Raw genomic sequence first — 17,449 nt, forward strand, 5'->3', positions numbered from 1 at the left:
ATCAGCCGGGCCCGGCCACCGTGGCGCGCCATTTTTCCAGCCCCTGCACCAGGATCTCGCCCGCCTCGGCGATGTGCGCCTCTAGCAGGCGGCAGGCCCGCTCGACATCGCGCTTGGTTACCGCCGCCAGCAGTTGCTGGTGCTCGCGTTGCGAGCCGGGGTCCCAGTCCACGCACGCCGCGGTCACGTGCATGTAGCGTTCGCGCGACTCGTGCAGCATGTCGATGCTGGCCAGCAGGCGGGGCATCGCGCAGGGCCGGTACAGGGCTTCGTGAAAGACGCGGTTCGCGGCCTCCCATTGCTGCATGTCCTTTGCCTGTTCCCCTGCCTGAATTGCGGCCTGCGCCAGCCCGATATCGTCCGCGGTCATCGCCGGTATCGCATAGCGCAATGCCAGGGATTCCAGGGCGCCGCGCATGCGGGTGATTTCCAGCACCGAGGCCTCGTCCAGCGCACTGACACGCACGCCCTTGCGCGGCTCGCTGACCAGCAGGCCGCGCGCCTCGACCCGGCGGAAGGCTTCCCGGACCGGCACGTGGCTGGCGCCGAACTCTGCCGCCAGGGCGTCCTGCCCCACCCGTTCGCCGGGCCGCAATTGCCCCGTGATGATGCGTTCGACCAGCGTGCGCGCGATGCGCCCGGGCAAGGTGTCGTCATCGTCGCGCGATGCCGCGCCAGCCACCGGTGTCATGCCGCCCCCTGCGCAGACCATAGCGGCCCGCAGGCCGACTGCACGGCGGCAGCCAGGCTGCCGTCCGCCACCCGCGATTGCAGCAGCGCGATGTCGTCGTGCACCCAGCGGTCATCGCCCAGCATGGCCGGCACAACGGCGCGGATCGCAGACCAGGCCGCAGCCGTGCCCTGGCCTACGGGATAGGCGCGCAGATCCGGCTCGGCCAGGTCCAGCGCCTGCGCGGCCAGCAGCATTTCCACCGTGACCACCGCCTGGGCGTTCTCGACCACCGTGCGCGTGCGCCGCGCCGCGAAGCACGAATTGCTGATGTGATCTTCGGTGTTGCCCTTGGCCGGCAGGCTGGTGGCGCTGGCCGGCCCGCACAGGCCCACGTTTTCCAGCACCAGGCCCGTGCCCAGGCTTTGCACGACCGAAAACCCCGTATTGATCCCGGGCCGTTCGGCAATCAGGTTGCCCGGCAGCCCGAAGTTGCAGGCCGGGTCCACCAGCCGCGCGCTGCGGCGGTCGCAGATCGCCGACAGGTCCGTCACCGCCAAGGCAAGCAGGTCCATCGCCTGGGCAATGTATTGGCCGTGGAAGTGGCCGCCCGAAACAATGGCATAGCCTTCGTCTTCCGGGAAGATGAGTGGATTGTCGGTGGCGCTGTTCATCTCGGTGGCAAGAATGACATCGATGTAGTCCAGCGCCTCGAGCACCGGCCCATGGACCTGCGGCACGCAACGCAGCGAATACACGTCCTGGATACGCGGGGCCAGCGGCGGTTCGTGCGGCGTGCCCGCCAGCGCCGGGTCCAGCCCCGGCGTGCCGCGCAGGCGTATCTGGCGGGCTGGTTCCGTGCAGCGCAGGCTGCCGGCCACCAGTTGGCGGATCGCGGCCGCCACGTCGCGCTGGCCACGATGCGGGCGGGCCTGCATCACCCGGGCCTCGAAGCACGAGAGTTCGCCGCGCAAGGCTTCCAGCGACAACACCATGGAAATGGTCGCGCTGGTCAGCAGCTTGCGCGCGTCGCTGGCCGCCAGCACCGCATACGCCAGCGAGGCCGTCGCGCCGTTGATGAGCGCCGTCGCGTCCTTGGCCTGCACATCGATCGTGGGCGCCAGCCCTGCCAGTTCGAAGGCCCGCGCGGCCGGCATCACCTCGCCCCGGTAGGCCACCCGCGATTGCGGCAGGCCCATCATGGCCCCGCTCATCAACGCCAACGGCGCCAGGTCGCCGCTGGCGCCCACGCTGCCTTTGGACGCGATGACGGGCGTGATGCCCGCATTGAGCATGGCGATGAGCCGGTCCACGATCGCGACGCGCACGCCGGAATGGTTGCTGGCAAAGGCATTCACCCGCAACGCCATCATCGCGCGCACGACCTCGTGCGGCATCGGTTCGCCCGTGCCGGCGGAATGAGACCGCACCAGGCTCGCCTGGAAGGTGGCGATTTCATCCGGCGCGATGCGCTGGCTCTTGAGCGCGCCCACCCCGGTATTGAAGGCGTACATCAGAGGCGCCGCGTCGTTGAGCCAGTTCGTCTCGATGTATTCGCGCGTGGCGCCGAGGGCGGCGCGGGCGCTGTCTGCCAGGGCCACTTTGGCGCCGGACCGCGCGATGGCAACAACGTCGTCGGCGCACAGATGCGCACCGTCCAGGATGATTTCAGGCGTAGTCATGGGGAAGGCCAGGTAGTTTTTATAGATTATCTATAAAATATTCTGACCTGACAAGAAGCCGGCAACGTGAAAAAGGGCTGCCCGAAGGCAGCCCTTTTCGAACTTCGCAGACGTGATGGCCTGGCGGGTTGGCTCGCCGACGGCGGCGGGCGTTGGGCCGCGGAGCGACCCCCACCCCGGCCTTACGCCGTGGCGCTTTCCGCTTCCACCTGGCGCAGCGCTTCCTGCGCACGCGCCAGCTTGGCCGCGGCATCGCGCAGCGCGGTGCGCAGGCCTTCCTCGATGACGGGATGGTAGAACGGCATTTCCAGCATGCGCGCCACCGTCAGTTCCTGCTGCACGGCCCAGGCCAGCAGATGGCCGATGTGCTCGGCGCTGGGGCCCACCATTTCCGCGCCCAGGAAGCGGCCCGTCGCGATGTCCGCATACACATGCAGCAGGCCGCGGTTCTTCAGCATCACCCGCGAACGGCCCTGGTCGCTGAAATCTACCTCGCCCGTGACGAACGTGCCCGGGGTCAGGCGACCATGGCCCTGCCCCGCCAGCGCGATCTGCGGGTCCGAGAACACCACCGCCAGCGGCGCTCGGCGCAAGCCCTGGCGCACTTCGGGATAACGGGCCGCGTTCTCGCCCGCGATGCGGCCTTCGTCGGCGGCTTCGTGCAGCAGCGGCGCGTCGGCGTTGGCATCACCGGCGATGAAAATGGCCGAGTCGCCCGCCTGCATCGTGTCACGGTCAAACAGCGGCACGCCCTGCGCATTCAATTGCAGCGACGTGTTCTCCAGCCCCAGCCCATCCACGTTCGGACGGCGGCCGGTGGCCACCAGCGCGTAATCGAAACGCTCGGTGCGCTCGCTGTTGTCCAGCGCCACGTAGCGCACTTCCACCTCGTCGCCCACGCGTTGCGTTTCCAGCACCCGGGCATCCGGGTCCAGATAGAACTCGCGCTGGAAGATCTTGCGGGCGCTGTGGCGTACCTGCGGATCGCTGATGCCGCCCAGGCTGCCGCTGACGCCGAACACGCGCACCTCCACGCCCAGCCGTGCCAGCGCCTGGCCCAGTTCCAGCCCGATCACCCCCGGGCCGAATACGGCCACGCGGCGCGGCAGATCGTCCCAGGCGAACACGTCATCGTTCAATACCAGGCGATCACCCAGCCCGCGGAACGGCGGCGGTACCGCCGGCCGCGAACCCGTTGCGATCACCACGCGGGAGGCGTGGATCTCGGTATGGTCGTCCACCCGCAGCACCGTGTCGGACACGAAACGGGCGTAGCCGCGAATCTTGTCTTCGGCGGGAATGTTCTCGACGCCTTCCAGCACGAAGCCCACGAAGCGGTCGCGTTCGCGCTTGACGCGGTCCATCACGGCCACGCCGTCCACGGCGATCTCGCCCTGCACATGCACGCCGAACGGCTCGGTGTGGGCGGCGTTGTGGGCCGCTTCGGCCGCGGCGATCAGCAGCTTGGACGGCATGCAGCCGACGCGGGCGCAGGTGGTGCCATAGGGGCCGCCTTCGATCAGCAGCGCGCGCTTGCCCGCGGCCTTCGCGGCGCGGTAGGCGGCCAGGCCGGCCGTGCCGGCGCCAAGAACGGCGATATCGGTGTGCAGAGTCTTCATCTATCAGGTCCCCCGGGTTGTCACGTGGAGCAATGGTTTCAAAGGCGGATTCCGCCTTGTTGCGCACCCTCGGGACGAACGCCGTCCCGCCGCCCCAAAAAGAGGCCGCTCGAAGATACGAAGCAAGGGAAACCGGCGCGCCGGACCGCGCAGGGCGGCCCGGCGGCGGGAAGCGGCATGGTGCCGCTTCCCCGCCAGCAATCAGACTGATTTAGGCGAAGTGCGCCTTCAGGTCTTCCAGGCCGCCGATCAGCGCGCCGTTGATGAACACCTGGGGAGCAGTGCCCTTGCCGGACACGGCGCCGATCACACGGCCGCGGACCTTGTTTTCCAGCGGGATCTCGATCGGGGCGTAGCCCTTGCTGTCCAGCAGCGCCTTGGCTTCGACGCAGAACGGGCAGCCCGGCTTGGAGAACACGACCACCTGGTCGGGCTTCTTGGCCGACGGGGCGAAGTGCGCCAGCATGGTGTCGGCGTCCGACACTTCAAACGGGTCGCCTTCCTTTTCCGGCTCGATGAACATCTTCTGGACCACGCCGTCCTTGACCAGCATGGAATAGCGCCAGCTGCGCTTGCCGAAGCCCAGGTCGCTCTTGTCGACCAGCATGCCCATGCCTTCGGTGAATTCACCGTTGCCGTCGGGCAGCAGCGTGATGTTGGCCGATTCCTGGTCCTTGGCCCATTCGTTCATGACGAAGGTGTCGTTGACGGACACGCAGACGATGCTGTCGACGCCGGCTTCGAAGAAGGCCGGAGCCAGTTCGTTGTAGCGCGGCAGGTGGGTGGACGAGCAGGTCGGCGTGAACGCGCCGGGAAGCGAAAAGACCACGACCGTCTTGTTCTTGAACAGGTCGTCGGACGTGAGCTTTTTCCAGGTGTTGCCCTCACGGACGGGGAACGTTACGTTGGGAACACGTTGGCCTTCACGGTTTTGCAGCATTCAATCTCTCCTTGGGTAGCGGGGTTTGTTTAACCACCATGGAAAGAATGATAAATCTGATCTATCAATTATTCAAATTTAATAAATTTACTTGATCGATAGATTTTGGCAATTACGAAATAACCACCGCCAGAAGTTTTCTATCATAACTTCTGGCGGCAGGCAGGCCTCAGACGCGTTGCGGCTCGTAGCCGGCGTCGCGGATGGCGGCCTCGACCTTGTCGGCCTGGTCCGTGCCGCTGACGGTCACGCGGTGGCTGGGCAGGTCCACGGCAACCGTAGCGCCGGGCGCGGCCGCATTGACCGCGCCGGTGATGGTCTTGACGCAATGGCCGCAGGTCATGTCGGGGACTTGGAATTCGATGCTCATGCTGTTCTCCATTTCAGGTTGGCTGCGCGGATGGCTTCCCGCAAGCTTGAACCCAGCTTAAACCTTCCCATTATAGGAAGGTCAAGCGTAGAATAAACCTTGACCTTCCCATCATGGGAAGGATGACACTGTGGGTTCACTCCCCACCGAGACTGCCATGAGCGCTGCCATCCCTGCCCCATCCGTCGAGCTGGAACTTGCCATCGAAGGCATGACCTGCGCGTCCTGCGTGAAGCGCGTGGAAAAGGCCTTGACCCGCGTGCCGGGCGTGGCCCAGGCCCAGGTCAACCTGGCCACCGAACGCGCCCTGGTCGCCTATGACCCGCAAGCCGCCCAACCCGAGGCGCTGGTCGAGGCCGTCGTGAAAATGGGCTACGAGGCCCGCCCCATCGTGGCCCAGGACGATCACGCCGAACGCCAATCCGAAGCCCGCGACGCCGAAGCGCGGCGCCTGCAGCATGCCTTCATTGCCGCGCTGGTGCTGACGTTGCCCGTATTCGTGCTGGAAATGGGCTCGCACCTGATTCCCGCCCTGCACCACTGGGTGCTGGGCACCATCGGCCAGCAGAACAGCTGGCTGCTGCAATTCGTGCTGACCACGGCCGTGCTGGCCTGGCCGGGCCGCCACTTCTTCAGCAAGGGCCTGACCGCGCTGTGGCGCCGCGCCCCGGAAATGAATTCGCTGGTGGCGCTGGGCGCAGGTGCCGCGTGGGGCTATTCCGTCGTGGCCACCTTTGCGCCCGACTGGCTGCCCGAAGCCGCCCGCAACGTCTATTACGAGGCCGCCGCCGTCATCGTCACGCTGATCTTGCTGGGCCGCACGCTGGAAGCCCGCGCCAAGGGCAAGACCGGCGCCGCCATCAAGCGGCTGATCGGCCTGCAGCCGCGCACCGCGCGCGTGCTGCGGGATGGCCAGCCGCAGGACGTCGAGATCGAACAGGTGCGCCGTGGCGACCTCGTGCTGGTGCGCCCCGGCGAAAAGATTCCGCTGGACGGCGAAATCATCGAAGGCAGTTCGTATGTCGACGAATCGATGCTGACCGGCGAACCGGTGCCCGTCGAGAAGCAACCGGGCATGCAGGCCACCGGCGGCACGCTCAATACGTCCGGCAGCTTCACGCTGCGCGTCACCCACACCGGCGCGGACACCATGCTGGCCCGCATCATCCGCATGGTCGAAGCGGCCCAGGGCGCGCGCCTGCCGATCCAGGCGCTGGTCGACCAGGTCACTGCCTGGTTCGTGCCGGCCGTGATGGCGGCCGCGTTGCTGACCTTCCTGGCCTGGTTCTTCCTGGGCCCGACGCCGGCCCTGTCGCATGCGCTGGTCAACGCGGTGGCCGTGCTGATCATCGCCTGCCCTTGCGCGATGGGCCTGGCCACGCCCACGTCCATCATGGTGGGCACGGGCCGCGCCGCCGAAATGGGCGTGCTGTTCCGCCAGGGCGACGCCTTGCAGACGCTGCGCGACGTCAACGTGGTGGCCTTCGACAAGACCGGCACGCTGACGCTGGGCAAGCCCACCCTGACCGAACTTGAACCGGCCGCCGGCTACCGCGGCGAAGACGTGCTGCTGTGGGTCGCGTCGGTGCAGGCGCGGTCCGAGCACCCGATTGCATTGGCCATCGTCGATGCCGCAGCCGAGCGCAAGCTGGCGCTGCTGCCCGCCGACGGCTTTGCCGCCATCACGGGCGCGGGTGTCGAGGCTACCGTGGCCGGCAAGCGCGTGCTGGCCGGCGCCGCCCGCCTGATGGCCGAGCGCGGCGTGGACGTCAGCGCCTTCGGCCAGCGCGCCGAAAGCTGGGGCAACGAAGGCAAGACGCCCATCTATGTCGCCATCGACGGCCAGGCCGCCGCCATGATCGCCGTGACCGACCCCATCAAGCCGTCGGCCGTGGACGCCATTGCCGCCTTGCATGCGCAGGGCCTGAAGACGGCCATGATCACCGGCGACAACCGCCACACGGCGCAGGCCGTGGCGCGGCAACTGGGCATCGATGAAGTGCGCGCCGAGGTCCTGCCCGACGGCAAGGTCGAGGCGATCACCGCGCTGCGGGCGGGCGGGCGCAAGGTGGCCTTCGTGGGCGATGGCATCAACGATGCCCCTGCCCTGGCCGCGGCCGATACCGGCATTGCCATCGGCACGGGCACCGACGTCGCCATCGAAGCCGCTTCGGTGGTGCTGATGGCCGACGACCTGCACGGCGTGCCCAACGCCATCGCGCTCAGCCGCGCGACGCTGGCCAACATTCGCCAGAACCTGTTCTGGGCCTTTGCCTACAACGCCGCGCTGATTCCGTTGGCGGCGGGCGCGCTGTATCCGGCCTTCGGGCTGTCGTTGTCGCCCATCTTCGCGGCCGGCGCGATGGCGCTGTCCAGCGTGTTCGTGCTGGGCAACGCGCTGCGGCTCAAAGCCTTTCGGCCGCGCGCGGCCCACTGACCCTGTCTCTTGAAGGAGGCCATCTCATGAATATCGGACAAGCCGCGCAAGCGTCGGGCATCTCGGCCAAGATGATCCGCTACTACGAGAGCATCGGCCTGATCGGCCCGGCGCTGCGCAAGGATTCGGGCTACCGCGTCTACAGCGAGAACGACCTGCACACGCTGCGCTTCGTGCGCCGGGCGCGCGACCTGGGGTTCTCGGTCGAGCAGATGAACGGGCTGCTGGCGCTATGGAAAGACCGCAGCCGCGCCAGCGCCGACGTAAAACGCATTGCGCTGGAACACGTCGAGGAACTGGAACGCAAGGCCTGCGCCCTGCGCGACATGGCGGCCACGCTCAAGCACCTGGCGCAGCATTGCCATGGCGATGACCGGCCCGACTGCCCGATCCTGGAGAACCTGGGCGGGCCGCGCCAGGTCGGATAACCGCGTTTTCGGTGGACGTGGCCGGCCTTGAAAAAGCGCGACCACAAAGCAAGGCGGCCCCGAAGGGCCGCCTTTTTCACATCAGGCCTGATCCGGCCGGGTGGGCTCTATCTGGGCCATTTCGGTCTGGGCCATTTCGGTCTGGCCCAGTTCGACTTGGGGCGCTGCAGCCTGAGCGGCTTCAGCCTCGGCCGCGACGCGCGCATGGTACGCGTCGGTGGCGGCCTGTTTGGCCACCTTCTTTTCGGCGGCGGCAGCGGCCTTTTCGGCTTCCGCCGCCATCGTCTCGGCCGCCTGCTGGATGGCGCGCAAGCGCGCGTTTTCCTGCACCTGCAACACGCCCGCGGCATCCAGCGATTCGAACACCGCGATGGACTCCACGTGCCCGGTGTGCGGGAACATATTGATGACGCCCGCGCTCTTGAGCAGGTAACCGCCCTCGTGCACCAGAATGGACGCATCGCGCGCCAGCGTGGCCGGGTTACAGGACACGTAGACGATGCGGCGCGGCCGCTCTTCCGGCGTCAACTGCGCCAGAGCCTGCGACACCGCATGGGCGCCTTCGCGCGGCGGGTCGATCAGCATGCGGTCAAAGAACCCCAGGCTGCGCAGCCAGTGCGCGTCGACTTCGAACAGGTTCAGGGTCGAGAAACTGGTGCGATCGGCCAGGCCGTGGCGCGCGGCGGCATCGAAGGCCCGGTCGGTCAGCGCCTTGCTGCCTTCCACGCCCACGGCTTCGCGGGCCTGGGTCGCCAGCGGCAGCGTGAAGTTGCCCAGCCCGCAGAACAGGTCAGCCACGCGGTCGGTGGGCTGCACGTCCAGCAGCTTGAGCGCGCGCGACACCATGGCGCGGTTGATGGCGTGGTTGACCTGCGTGAAGTCGGTGGGCCGGTACGGCATGCGCAGGCCGAATTCCGGCATGGTGTAGGCCAGCGCGTCGCCGTGTTCGCGCACCAGCGGGTGCACGGTGTCCGGGCCCTTGGGCTGCAGCCACCATTGCACGTTGTGCTGGTCGGCAAAGGCGCGCAGCACGGCGATGTCGTTGTCGGTCAGGGGCAGCAGATGGCGCAGCACCAGCGCGGTGACGCCGTCGCCCAGCGACACCTCCACCTGCGGCAGGCGGTCGGGTGCGGACATCGACGCGATCATGGCGCGCAGCGGCATCAGCAGGTCGCTGACGTGGCGCGGCAGCACATGGCATTCGCGCATGTCGGCCACGTAGCTGCTCTTGCGTTCGTGAAAGCCCACCAGCACGCCGCCTTTCTTGGGCACCACGCGCACCGACAGGCGGGCGCGGTAGCGGTAGCCCCAGGTCGGGCCTTGCAGCGGCGCCAGGATGCGTGCCGGACGCAGCTTGCCCACGTGCCAGAAGGTGTCTTCCAGCGAACGCTGCTTGATCGCCACCTGGGTGCTGGGTTCCAGGTGCTGCATGGCACAGCCGCCACAGACGCCGAAATGGGGGCAACGCGGCACGACCCGCTGCGACGAAGGCCGGCGCACTTCGTCCACGCGCGCGATTTCATAGGACGGCTTGCGGCGCACGGTGACCGCCGTGACCTGCTCGCCCGGCAAGGCGCCTTCCACGAATATGACTTTGCCATCGCGGCGGGCAATGCCCCGGGCTTCCAGATCCAGGGATTCGATACTCAAAACGTCAGACATCTCACGCAGTCCAGATTTACACGCAACCCGGCATTGTAAAAGGAATCAGGCCGGCTGCCGTAGCGGTGTCCGGGCGGCCTGGCCACGCAGGGCCACAGCCGCCGCCAGGGCCGCCGCCGCCCCCGCCAGTGGCAGCCAGGCCAGGCCGCCCGCGGCGATCACCCCGCTGCCGAGCGCCCCGCCCACGGCGGTGCCCAGATTGAACGAGGCGATGTTCAGGCCCGCCGCGGCCGCGGTGGACGCCGGCACAAAGCGCCGCGCCAGGGTCAGGAGCCGCAGGGTCAGCAGCGTGACGATGGCGAAAAAGCACAGGCCCAGCAGGCCGGCCAGCGCGGCCACGGCAATCGGCGCATGCCGCAGCCCATACAGCGCCCCCAGATTCAGCGCCAGCGCCGCCAGGGCCCACTGCGCGCTGCGGTCGGGCTGGGCCGCGTCGGCCAGCCAGCCGCCCAGCAGATTGCCGCCGATCGAGCACAGGCCGAACAGCAGCATCGCCAGGCTGAGCCAGCGGATGTCCGCGTCGGCCACCTGCAGCAGAAAGGGGGAAATGAAGGTGAAGAACGAAAACGTGGCCACGCTGACCAGCGCGCCGACGCCCGCCGTCATCAGCAACTGCGGATGCCCCAAGGCCCGCAATGCCGCCGCCGCGCCCGCGCCCGGGGCGTCCGTGGACCGGGCGGGCATCAGCGCCAGCAGCCCGCCCGCCCCCAGCAGGCCCAACGCCGCCATCGCCAGGAACACGGCCCGCCACGACCACACGCTGCCCAGGTAGGTGCCCAGCGGCACGCCGGCCGCCAGCGCAAGCGTCAGGCCCAGCCATACCACCGAGAGCGCCCTGCCCGCCCGCGCCGGCCCCGCCAGGCGCGTGGCGGCATCCGAGGCCACCGCCATGAAGACGCCGTGCGCCAGGCCCACCACGAAACGCATGGCCAGCAGGCCGGCCAAGGTGGACGACAGGCTGATGATGACGCTGCCAGCCGTCAAGACGGCCATCGCCAGGCCCAGGGTGCGGCGGTCTTGCCAGCGCGCGGCCAGGGCCGTCAGGAAAGGCGCGCCGATGGCGGCGCCAAAAGCGTAGGCGGCAATCGCCGTGCCGACCGCCTCGACGCGGGCGTGCAGATCGTCGGCCATGGCCGACACCAGGCCAGCCACCACGAATTCGGACAGGCCGAAGGCAAAGGTGCAAAGGGAAAAGACATAGACGGCGACCGGCATGGCGGATCCAGGGCAAAAGCCCGGTGGTGAGCAATGCCTGGCAGCTTAGGGATGGCCGCTTGGTTCGTAAAATATCTTATTTATCGCTCGATAAGACCTTTTACGTCTTACCCCGACCTGGCTATCTGCCCGGCCGAAGCACACCCTGCCCCGATCTCAAAGCGGCATGGCGTCTCGCACCGCCTCGACGAAGCGGTCCCGCACTGGCGACATGCGTGCGTGATTCCACGCCATCAGCAAGTCCAGATGCAGCAGGTCGGCCGGCGCATCCGCGGCCAGCCGCTTGAACACGATGTCGCTACGACCCGGCAAAGCCAGCGAGGCCGGCAACAAGGCCACACCGAAGCCCGCGGCGACCAGCGCCACCAGGGTCTGCAATTGGCGGCCATGCTGCACCACCCGGGGCGCAAAATCCGCTGTCTGGCAGAGCTGCACCAGTTGGTCATGAAAGCCCTGCCCCAACGCCCGCGGCGACGCCACGAAGGCCTCGTCGGCCAGGTCCGCCAACGCGACCTGCGCGTGGCCGCACAGCGGATGGCCCGCCGGCAGCGCCACCGCAATCGGTTCACGCAGGATCGTGTGGAAGCTCAAATCCAGCGTAGTGGTACCCGGGGTGCGCAGGAAGCCGACGTCGGCCGCGCCGCTTTCCAGGGCCGCCACCTGCTCGCGCGTGGACGCCTCGCGCAAGGTGAACGCCACGGCCGGCGCCGCCGTGCGGAAATCGCGCAAGGCGCGCAGCAGCGTTTCGTACGGCGTGATGTTGATGAAGGTCAGCGTCAGGTGCCCGTCGATGCCTTGCGACACCCGGCGGGTATGGGCGACGCCCTCTTCCAGCGACGCCAGCGTACGCCGCGCGCTGTCCAGGAAAGCACTGCCCGCGGGCGTCAATGCCACGCTGCGATTGTTGCGTTCGAACAGCGGCGCGCCGATCTCGGCTTCCAGCCGGCGTATCGCCTGGCTGAGCGGCGGCTGCGCCATGTGCAGGCGCTCTGCCGCGCGGTTGAAGTGCAGTTCCTCGGCAACCGCGATGAATTGGCGTAGCAGGCGGGTTTCGATCATTGAGATGACAAACGTCTTATTGGCACCTCGACAGTATATTTTTTATCCGTTCGCCATAAAAAAGGGGGACTTGCCGGAGACGGCCCGACAGGCAGTCTCCATCAAGCCCCCCAAAGCCGGCGCCGGTCAGGGCGCCGCCACGGATAGATGGGAAATCAGAACGAGCGCGACACCGAGAACACCGCCCCCAGGCGGCCCGACGGATGGCCGTACTTGGTCGGCAGCCAGTTGTCCTTGCTGGCGCCCACCGCCGCCAGGCCCAGCACCCAGCCCTTCAGGTCCTTGGTGACGCCCAGCTTGTAGTCGACGTAGCCGCTGATGGAATCGCCGTCCATGTTCACCTGGTTCTTCAGCTTCTGGTAGCCGACGTGGCCGACCAGGCCCCAGCCGTCGCCCAGGTCGAAGTTGGCGGTGCCGTCCAGATACCAGGTGCCCTTGCTGTCCGGCGTGCTGAAAAAGTCGCTGGGCGTGTACGAGTACTTGAGGGTGTAGTTGGCGTAGGTACCGGCCAGGTACAGGTCGGTGTTGTTGTAGTTGCCGCCCTTGGGCGAGCTGGAACCCGGGTAGTAGTAGTGCAGCACGCCGGCATCCAGCGTGAAGCCCCCGCCCACGTCGCCCTTCCAGCCACCGTAGAAGTCCATTTCCAGGTTGCCGTCGGTGAAGACGAAGTTGGACACATTCGAGTTCCAGTTGCCCAGGTAGAAGCCGGAACTGTGGGTCAGGTCGATGCCCAGTTGCGCGGCCGGACGGAAGTCCGTCTGCGAATAGCCGCGGAAACGGTAGTCGCTGGCGATCGTGGCATTGCCGCTGAGCGAAAAACCGCCGCCCAGGTCGGTAGGTTCGGCCTGCGCCGTCGCAGCAAAACAAGCGGCAAGCACAGCGGGCAAGGCTAGCAACGTCTTCTTCATGGTGCGGTGTCCTGATCGGATTTAACGAGGAGGAGGATGGCCAGAGACGCATCCGTCAGACCGGTCTTGCAACGGCGGGTAACCGGGTCTCTTTCCTTCAAGCAAGGTCCGTGCCAGGTTTCAATTGCGTGTCGAAAGGCTGGCGGCGCGCTGAAAGCGCATGGCGCGCGCACCGCCCTGGTGCGTCGTGGCGCGCACGCAGGCAGCGGTGCATCAAAGTGGGGCCTGCGGGCCAGGCCAACACGCGGGCAAAAAGAAACCCCGGCATGCGCTCGGCAGGCCGGGGGTGGGAAGCGCATCCTCGTTCAGAGGATGGTCGGGCGCTGTGCACCCGGCGGCGAGCGCGGCGGGGGTGGTGTCAGCAGCGCCGGGTTGGCTGCTTAGTTGGCAGCAGGAGGCGCCGGCGGCGGCGGGGGCACCGCGCCCGGGGCGTTGGCCGGGCCCTTGCCATGACGGCCTTCCATCTTGGCATGGCGTTCCTGCATCTTGGCCTGGCGTTCCTTGACCAGCTGGGTCACCTGGGCGCGCTGGGCGTCGTTCAGGCTATCCCACACGGCCAGCCATTGGTCGCGCACCTGCTTGGCCTGCGAACCGAATTGTTCGCGCGACTTGTCGGTCTGGTCGACCAGGGCATGCGGGTCGAGCTTGCCGGCGTCCAGCTGCGCCTTGAGCAGGTCGTGGCGTTGGCCGCCCGACGTGCGCATGGCATCGCGCAGGCCGCGTTGGCCGTCTTGCGCCGTCTTGAGCAGGGCTTGCTGCTTGTCGTCCAGCTTGAGCTGGTCAACCTGCGCCTTGGACACGGGGCCCAGGCCCGGGATCCACAGGCCGTCGCGCATGCCCTTGTGGAAACCGCCACCGTGGCGGCCTTCGTGCATCGCAGCGGGCCCGCCATCGGCAGGCGGAGCCGCCATCACGGTGCCGGCCAGCAAACCGCCCGAGGCGGCGACCATGGCCAGAGCAGCCAAGTTGGAGCGGATAGCGAATCGGGACATGTAGGTCTCCTGAAAGTGAAGAAAGCGAGGCCATTGTGCGATCCGCCCGGTTTCATCCGGGTTTCGCCTGCGCAAGCTATGTTTCAGTCGATTGCGTCTGTCCAGACGTGCAAACGGAGCCCGAAGGCTCCGTTGTCGTGCAGCGCGAAAGCGTGCAATTCAGCTGGCGTCCCATGCCGCCAGGTATTCCTTCCAGTGCGGCGCATCGCTGGCCGACAGCGTGTCGCGCACCAGCGCGATTTCGGCGTCGTAGGCGGTGCGGTCCAGCTCGCCGCGCAGGAAACGAAAGCGGCAATACACCAGCCAGGTGTTGACCACGTCGGTTTCGCAATAGGCGCGCACTTCGTCGGCGCGGCCGCTGCTCCAGGCTTCCCAGACCTTGCTGCCGTCCATGCCCAGCTTGCCGGGAAAGCCGCACAGCTTGGCCAGTTCGTCGAGCGGCGCGTTGGCGCGGCCGTTGTACTTGGCCAGCACGTCCATCAGGTCCAGGTGGCGATTGTGATAGCGCGAGATGTAGTTGTTGAACTTGAAATCGCGGTCTTCTTCGCCCATGTCCCAGTAGCGCGGCGCGGGTACGCCCTGGATCAGGCTGCGGTAGTGCAGCACCGGCAGGTCAAAGCCCGAGCCGTTCCAGCTGACCAGCTTGGGCGTGTAGCGTTCGATGGTCTTGAAAAAGCCCGCCAGCAAGGCGGCTTCGGGGTCGTCGGCCTGGCCCAGCGTCTTGACGCGAAAGCCCTGGTCGTCGCGAAACACGCAGCCCACCACCGCGACCTTGTGCAGATGCAGCGGCAGGAAGTCGTGGCCCACGGCTTCACGGCGGGCCGTGAGCGCGCGTTCGACGACTTCCTGGTCGGGCACGTCGGCACCCCAGCCGTTCAGCTTGCGCAGGCCATCCGCATCGGGAATGGTTTCAAGGTCGAAAACCAGGGTGGGCGTCATTTGGTGGGCAGGTACTGCATCGGGTCCACGGGCGTGCCTTGGCGGCGGATCTCGAAATGCAGGCGCGGCGACGTGGTGTCGCTTTGGCCGATTTCGGCAATCTTGGCGCCACGCTTGACGTCCTGGCCGGTCTTCACGAGCAGCGTGCGGTTGTGCGCATAGGCCGTGATGAAGCCGTTCTGGTGGTTCACGATGATCAGGTTGCCCAGGCCGCGCACGCCGTTGCCGCTGTACATGACCTTGCCATCCGCCGCAGCGGTGACCGGGTCGCCCAGCGCGCCGGCGATGTCGATGCCTTTGCTGTTGTTGTTGAAGCCCTGCATGATCTGGCCGCCGGCCGGCCAGGCCCAGTTGATGACGCTGGCATCGGCCGCGCGTGCAACAGGCTTGGTTTCAGTGGGCGTGGTGGCGGCCGGCGTGGGCGGCGGCAACGAGGCCACGGCGGTGCCGGACGTATCGGCCGGCTGGTCCAGCGGACGCGGCTGCGCCTTGGCGCTGGCGATGGGCGCGGGTTGCGCCACGCCGCCCGAACCGCCGGACATCTTCAGCACCTGCCCAACCGAAATCTGGTTGGGGTCGCTGAGGTTGTTCCAGCGCTTGACGCTTTCGATGTCCACGTTGTTGGCGCGGGCGATCTTGTAGAGGGTGTCGCCCGGCTTGACGACATAGCTGCCGCCGGGTTGCGCCGAGGCGGACGGCTGGCCGCCGGCAAGGTCGACGACCGGGGCGCGAGTACCTTTTGATGCGCAGCCGGCCAGGATGGCCAGGCTGAGAACACCGGCCACGAAAATCGGGCGGCGCAGGCGCGTCATGGACACGCCCATGGTCAGATCGGTCAGTTGCAACTGCCCGTTGAGCATACGTTTCTCCTGTTTGCTCAAGATTGTATTCCGGCACGTAGCGGCACAAAGCGCACGGCCTCTAATTCAGTACGTTTCCAGCTGGCCGCGCCGGTGCGTTCGATGAGCACCAGGCGCTGGTTCGAGCCCCCTTCGGGAGCGATCAGACGACCACCCGGCGCGAGCTGCGAGAGCAACGCTTGCGGGATGGTCAGGCCAGCGGCAGCCACAACGATAGCATCGAACGGCGCCACGCCGGGCAGGCCCAGCATGCCGTCGCCGTAGATCAGGCGGATGCGCGTGGTGAGCCGCAAGGCGCGCAGATGCTCGCGCGCCAGCTCGTAGAGTCCGCGGATGCGTTCGATCGAATGGACCTCGCGCACGAACTGCGCCAGCACCGCGGCCTGATAGCCGCAGCCGGCACCGACTTCCAGCACGCGGGTGGGCGTGCGGTCTTCGCAGATGGCGGCGATCATGCGGGCCACCACCCAGGGTTGCGATATGGTTTGCGAATGGCCGATGGGCAGCGCCGCGTCTTCGTAGGCGCGGCTGGCCAGCGCTTCGTCGACGAACAGGTGGCGCGGCACGGCCGCCATGGCATTGAGCACGCGTTCGTCGGTGGCGCCCTGGCTGCGCAGGCGCTGCACCATGGCCTGGCGCAGGCGGTCGGAATTCAGGCCGAGATTGCCGCCGGATGCGGGCGTGGGCGTCTTGGCTTGGCTTTGCAGGGTGGCGGCCGACACCCGGGTGTTGCTGTTGGCGGGCGTGACGCCCGGGCTGAGCCGGCCGGAGTCGTAGCGGACCGGACTGGGACGCCCGGGCACCGCCTGCGAGACGTCCGGCTGGCTTATGCGTCGACGCATAGCGGCTCCGCCCAGGTCCGGATCTCGTCGAGCTGGCTGTGCTGGGTCAGGTCGAGCCGCAAGGGCGTGACCGACACCATGCCCTGCGCCACCGCATGAAAGTCGGTACCCGGCGTGGCATCGGCGGCCTGCCCCACCGGACCGATCCAGTAGACCGGATCGCCGTACGGCGTGGTGGTGCGCACCACTGGCTGCGACGGATGGCGCTTGCCCAGGCGCGTGACCTGGAAGCCATGCATGTCGTCAAAGCGGCGGCTGGGGATGTTGACGTTCAGCAGCACTGGGGCGGCCAGGGGCTGGGCCAATTGGCGTTCGACCACCAGACGCGCGGCGCGGGCGGCCGATTCGATGTGTTCCCAGCCTTTTTCGGCCAGCGAGAAGGCGATGGACGGGATGCCGAACAGGTAGCCTTCGCTGGCGGCGGCCACGGTGCCCGAATAGAGGGTGTCGTCGCCCATATTGGCGCCGTTGTTGATGCCGGACACGACCAGGTCGGGGCGGGTGTCCATCAGGCCGGTCAGGGCCACGTGGACGCAGTCGGACGGGGTGCCATTGACGGCGATGAAGCCGTTGGAGGCCGTGCGCACCGACAGCGGACGGTTCAGCGTCAGGGAATTGGACGCGCCGCTGTGGTTGGTCTCGGGCGCGACGACGGTGAGGTCGCCCAGGCCCTGCAGCGCCGCTACCAGCGCCTCGAGGCCGGGGGCCGAATAACCATCATCGTTCGAAACCAGAATTCGCATTGTGCATCCGAAAGAAAATAAAACGCGGGTGAACCGGCTGGATTGTACCGTCCGCAGGCGTCGCCCGGATGGCCCCGCGCCAA

Annotated in this window: 16 protein-coding genes; 2 read left to right on the forward strand and 14 right to left on the reverse strand. The window is 67.4% G+C overall.

All coding sequences use genetic code 11. The features are described from left to right. Position 1 precedes the first annotated feature (1 nt). From HV798_RS20755 to HV798_RS20775, 5 genes are all read right to left on the reverse strand, one after another. Entirely contained in the window at positions 2 to 691 is a 690-nt protein-coding gene (locus tag HV798_RS20755; protein ID WP_175193760.1) for a GntR family transcriptional regulator, read from the reverse strand. Next, positions 688 to 2,352: an HAL/PAL/TAL family ammonia-lyase gene (locus tag HV798_RS20760; protein WP_175193761.1), complete on the reverse strand. Its 1,665-nt coding sequence runs from the start codon at positions 2,350 to 2,352 to the stop codon at positions 688 to 690. Before HV798_RS20760 ends, HV798_RS20755 begins: the two co-directional genes overlap by 4 nt. Before the next feature lie 182 nt (positions 2,353 to 2,534). Next, positions 2,535 to 3,971 (reverse strand): dihydrolipoyl dehydrogenase, encoded by a 1,437-nt coding sequence (locus HV798_RS20765; protein WP_175193762.1) that lies wholly within the window; start codon positions 3,969 to 3,971, stop codon positions 2,535 to 2,537. A gap of 211 nt (positions 3,972 to 4,182) precedes the next feature. Continuing rightward, positions 4,183 to 4,911, reverse strand: coding sequence for a glutathione peroxidase (locus HV798_RS20770; protein ID WP_025136439.1), 729 nt, complete (start codon positions 4,909 to 4,911; stop codon positions 4,183 to 4,185). Between the two features lie 169 nt (positions 4,912 to 5,080). After that, positions 5,081 to 5,281, reverse strand: a complete 201-nt coding sequence (locus tag HV798_RS20775) for a heavy-metal-associated domain-containing protein (RefSeq protein ID WP_175193763.1) — start codon at positions 5,279 to 5,281, stop codon at positions 5,081 to 5,083. Positions 5,282 to 5,438: 157 nt separating this feature from the next. Here HV798_RS20775 and HV798_RS20780 point away from each other — a divergent pair, with 157 nt between their 5' ends. Together HV798_RS20780 and cueR are read left to right on the forward strand one after the other, a co-directional pair. Beyond that, positions 5,439 to 7,718 (forward strand): heavy metal translocating P-type ATPase, encoded by a 2,280-nt coding sequence (locus HV798_RS20780; protein WP_175193764.1) that lies wholly within the window; start codon positions 5,439 to 5,441, stop codon positions 7,716 to 7,718. A gap of 26 nt (positions 7,719 to 7,744) precedes the next feature. Further along, entirely contained in the window at positions 7,745 to 8,146 is a 402-nt protein-coding gene (cueR, locus tag HV798_RS20785) for a Cu(I)-responsive transcriptional regulator (protein ID WP_175193765.1), read from the forward strand. An 81-nt stretch (positions 8,147 to 8,227) separates the two neighbouring features. Here the strand turns inward: cueR and rlmD are convergent, their stop codons facing one another. From rlmD to surE, 9 genes are all read right to left on the reverse strand, one after another. Next, complete coding sequence (rlmD, locus tag HV798_RS20790; protein ID WP_246289005.1) at positions 8,228 to 9,808, reverse strand: 23S rRNA (uracil(1939)-C(5))-methyltransferase RlmD; 1,581 nt, start codon at positions 9,806 to 9,808, stop codon at positions 8,228 to 8,230. 45 nt (positions 9,809 to 9,853) lie between these two features. Beyond that, positions 9,854 to 11,023: an MFS transporter gene (locus tag HV798_RS20795; protein ID WP_175193766.1), complete on the reverse strand. Its 1,170-nt coding sequence runs from the start codon at positions 11,021 to 11,023 to the stop codon at positions 9,854 to 9,856. A 156-nt stretch (positions 11,024 to 11,179) separates the two neighbouring features. Then, positions 11,180 to 12,082, reverse strand: a complete 903-nt coding sequence (locus HV798_RS20800; RefSeq protein ID WP_175193767.1) for a LysR substrate-binding domain-containing protein — start codon at positions 12,080 to 12,082, stop codon at positions 11,180 to 11,182. A gap of 155 nt (positions 12,083 to 12,237) precedes the next feature. Continuing rightward, positions 12,238 to 12,990: a TorF family putative porin gene (locus HV798_RS20805; RefSeq protein ID WP_025136434.1), complete on the reverse strand. Its 753-nt coding sequence runs from the start codon at positions 12,988 to 12,990 to the stop codon at positions 12,238 to 12,240. A 380-nt stretch (positions 12,991 to 13,370) separates the two neighbouring features. Further along, a complete protein-coding gene (locus HV798_RS20810) occupies positions 13,371 to 13,982 on the reverse strand; it encodes a periplasmic heavy metal sensor (protein ID WP_025136433.1) in 612 nt (203 codons plus the stop codon). A 159-nt stretch (positions 13,983 to 14,141) separates the two neighbouring features. Continuing rightward, a complete protein-coding gene (locus HV798_RS20815; RefSeq protein WP_025136432.1) occupies positions 14,142 to 14,921 on the reverse strand; it encodes a 3'-5' exonuclease in 780 nt (259 codons plus the stop codon). After that, positions 14,918 to 15,781 carry a peptidoglycan DD-metalloendopeptidase family protein gene (locus HV798_RS20820; RefSeq protein WP_025136431.1) on the reverse strand — a complete coding sequence of 288 codons (864 nt, stop codon included), beginning with the start codon at positions 15,779 to 15,781 and terminating at the stop codon, positions 14,918 to 14,920. Before HV798_RS20820 ends, HV798_RS20815 begins: the two co-directional genes overlap by 4 nt. A 17-nt stretch (positions 15,782 to 15,798) precedes the next feature. Next, a complete protein-coding gene (locus HV798_RS20825) occupies positions 15,799 to 16,623 on the reverse strand; it encodes a protein-L-isoaspartate(D-aspartate) O-methyltransferase (protein ID WP_025136430.1) in 825 nt (274 codons plus the stop codon). Continuing rightward, positions 16,608 to 17,366 (reverse strand): 5'/3'-nucleotidase SurE, encoded by a 759-nt coding sequence (surE, locus tag HV798_RS20830; RefSeq protein WP_175193768.1) that lies wholly within the window; start codon positions 17,364 to 17,366, stop codon positions 16,608 to 16,610. Before surE ends, HV798_RS20825 begins: the two co-directional genes overlap by 16 nt. Between the last annotated feature and the right edge of the window lie 83 nt (positions 17,367 to 17,449).

The sequence above is a fragment of the Achromobacter deleyi genome (assembly GCF_902859705.1).
GTDB classification, from domain to species: domain Bacteria; phylum Pseudomonadota; class Gammaproteobacteria; order Burkholderiales; family Burkholderiaceae_B; genus Achromobacter; species Achromobacter deleyi.